A 2,670-nucleotide genomic window follows, 5' to 3' on the forward strand; every position below is an offset into this window, starting at 1 on the left:
CGCCAATATCGCGCACGGCTGCAACTCGGTCGTCGCCACCACGACCGCGCTGAAGCTCGCCGACTATGTCGTTACCGAAGCCGGCTTCGGCGCCGACCTCGGCGCGGAGAAGTTCTTCGACATCAAGTGCCGCAAGGCCGGCTTGAAGCCGTCGGCGGCTGTCATTGTCGCCACCGTGCGCGCCATGAAGATGAATGGCGGCATCAAGAAGGAAGACCTCGGCAAGGAGAACATCGAGGCGGTCAAGAAGGGTTGCCTCAATCTCGGCCGTCACATCGAGAACGTGAAGCAGTTCGGCGTGCCGGCGGTGGTGGCGATCAACCACTTCACCACCGACACCGAAGCCGAGATCCAGGCGATGAAGGACTTCGTCAAGGCGCAGGGCGCCGAGGCGATCCTGTGCAAGCACTGGGCGCAAGGCTCGGCCGGCATCGAGGACCTCGCCCGCAAGGTGGTCGAAATAGCCGAGTCCGGCGCCTCCCAGTTCTCGCCGCTCTATCCCGACGAGATGCCGCTGTTCGAAAAGGTCAACACCATCGTCAAGCGCATCTATCGCGGCGACGAGGCGATCGCCGACAAGTCGATCCGCGACCAGCTGCATGCCTGGGAACAGGCCGGCTACGGCAATTTGCCGGTCTGCATGGCCAAGACCCAGTACTCCTTCTCGACCGACCCGAACCTGCGCGGCGCGCCCACCGGCCACACCGTGCCGGTGCGCGAGGTCAGGCTCTCGGCCGGCGCCGGCTTCGTCGTCATCATCTGCGGCGAGGTCATGACCATGCCCGGCCTGCCCAAGGCGCCGTCCTCGGAAAAGATCTTCCTCAACGAGCAGGGTCAGATCGAAGGCCTGTTCTAAACATTCTTTGAGCTGAAAACGATCAAGGGCGCCGTGCTGCCCGCGGCGCCCTTTGCTTGCCGGACTAGGCAGCGTTCCGCTTCAGGGCCCGCTGGTTCGATGCATAAATCGTGTCGCGTCCGGGCAGCTTCCCGGTCTTCAGACAGTCGATCCATTCGGCGGTCTTCAGCACCGCGGCGAAGCGCGACTGCAGAATGATCGTCACCACCCGGTGGATGTCCTCTGCCGACGCATAGCCGGCGCTGTTGGCATAGGGCACCGAGCCGCTGGAATCCGAAAGGAACTCGACGGCAAAGCCCATATGCACCGCGTGGATGATGGTCGACAGATCGCAATTGTGGGTCATGTAGCCGACGACCGCGATCGTATCGATGGCATTGGCGCGCAGCCAGGCTTCGAGATCCGTGCCGGTGAAGACCGACGGAAGCGTCTTCTCGACATAATGGTCGCGGCTGCGCCTGGCGATCTCTGGATGCAACTCGCCCCCGTGACTCCCTTTGGCGAAGATCGGCGAGGTCTCGGGCGCCATCTGCTTGACAACGACGACCTTGATGCCGGCCGCCGCGGCCGCGTCCATGGCGCGCGCCACATTGGCGACCGTCTCGGCGAAGGGCGGATGCTGGATGGCGAGGTTGCCGCCATCATAGTCGTTCTGGACATCGACGACGACAAGCGCGCGGCGCGGCTGGGTGGCTGGTGCTGACATGGTGGTTTTCCTTTCGACCGGGTTGGGGCGCAAAGCTAGGCGGATGTCCCGGTGGCCGAAAGTGGCCGATTGACATCATTCGAAAGAATTGGGACATTCGCCAATCCACGCAAACGATGTCAGCCATGAAGAATCCGATCATCGCCGCTGTCGCCTTCGACGGCATCAGCCCGTTCCACCTCTCCGTGCCTTGTCTGGTGTTCGGCGCCGATCGAACCAGGCTTGGACTGCCACGCTTCGACTTCCGCGTCTGCGCGATGGAGGAGGGACCCATTCACACCGATGCGGGGCTGAGCATCGTTGTGCCGCACGATCTTTCGGCGCTCAACGAGGCCGATATCGTCATCATTCCAAGCTGGAAGGACCTCGATGCCCCTCTGGCTGCGCCGTTCAAGGAGGCGCTGCAAGGCGCGCATAAGCGCGGCGCGCTGATCGTGGGTCTGTGCCTCGGCACCTTCGCCATTGCCGGCGCCGGATTGCTGGCCGGGCGTAAGGCAACGACTCACTGGGCCTATGCCGATCAACTCCAGGCGCTTCATCCAGACATCGCGATCGACGCCGACGTGCTCTATGTCGACGATGGCGACGTCATCACTTCCGCCGGCGTCGCCGCCGGGCTCGACTGCTGCCTGCACATCGTGCGCGCCCGCTATGGCGCGGAGGCGGCGCTGCGGCTCGCTCGTCACGTAGTGCTCTCACCGCACCGGCAGGGCGGCCAGGCACAGTTCATCGAGCGCCCGCTTGCGCCAACGCCAAACGCCGACCGGTTCGCCAAGGCCCTCGATGACGTGCGGGCATCGCTCGGCGAAGCGCACAGTCTCGACAGCGTCGCCGAAGCAGCGGGTCTCACCCGCCGCACCTTCACGCGCCGTTTCCAGAAAACCACCGGCACCAGTTTCGGCGACTGGCTTGCCGACCAGCGCGTCGCGCTGGCGCAGCGGCTTTTGGAGCAGACGGACAAGTCGATGGACCTGGTGGCCTTCGAAGCCGGCTTCGGCAGCGCCACCTCGCTGCGCCAGCATTTCGCCGCGCGGCTGAAAACCTCGCCGATGCAATATCGGCGGGAGTTTTCCAAGACCGCGGGGACGCTCAGCGCGGCGTGACAACC

The 2,670-nt window shown here is 64.3% G+C and carries 3 protein-coding genes; 2 read left to right on the forward strand and 1 reads right to left on the reverse strand.

Annotated features, from left to right (window positions below; all coding sequences use genetic code 11):
* Positions 1 to 856: formate--tetrahydrofolate ligase (locus EOA24_RS33615; protein WP_127410562.1), on the forward strand; the 856-nt coding region annotated here is incomplete at its 5' end.
* Between the two features lie 64 nt (positions 857 to 920).
* Here the strand turns inward: EOA24_RS33615 and EOA24_RS33620 are convergent.
* A complete protein-coding gene (locus EOA24_RS33620) occupies positions 921 to 1,562 on the reverse strand; it encodes a cysteine hydrolase family protein (protein ID WP_126081612.1) in 642 nt (213 codons plus the stop codon).
* A 125-nt stretch (positions 1,563 to 1,687) separates the two neighbouring features.
* Between EOA24_RS33620 and EOA24_RS33625 the strand changes: the two genes are divergently transcribed.
* Entirely contained in the window at positions 1,688 to 2,665 is a 978-nt protein-coding gene (locus EOA24_RS33625) for a helix-turn-helix domain-containing protein (RefSeq protein WP_126081611.1), read from the forward strand.
* The last annotated feature ends 5 nt before the right edge of the window (positions 2,666 to 2,670 follow it).

The organism is Mesorhizobium sp. M2A.F.Ca.ET.039.01.1.1 (assembly GCF_003998035.1).
In the GTDB taxonomy this organism is placed as follows: Bacteria; Pseudomonadota; Alphaproteobacteria; order Rhizobiales; family Rhizobiaceae; genus Mesorhizobium.

What these genes read in the sequence shown, in the direction of transcription:
- EOA24_RS33620 (WP_126081612.1), bottom strand. Translation starts at nt 1,562, where the DNA reads ATGTCAGCACCAGCCACCCAGCCGCGCCGCGCGCTTGTCGTCGTCGAT.
- EOA24_RS33625 (WP_126081611.1), top strand. Translation starts at nt 1,688, where the DNA reads ATGAAGAATCCGATCATCGCCGCTGTCGCCTTCGACGGCATCAGCCCG.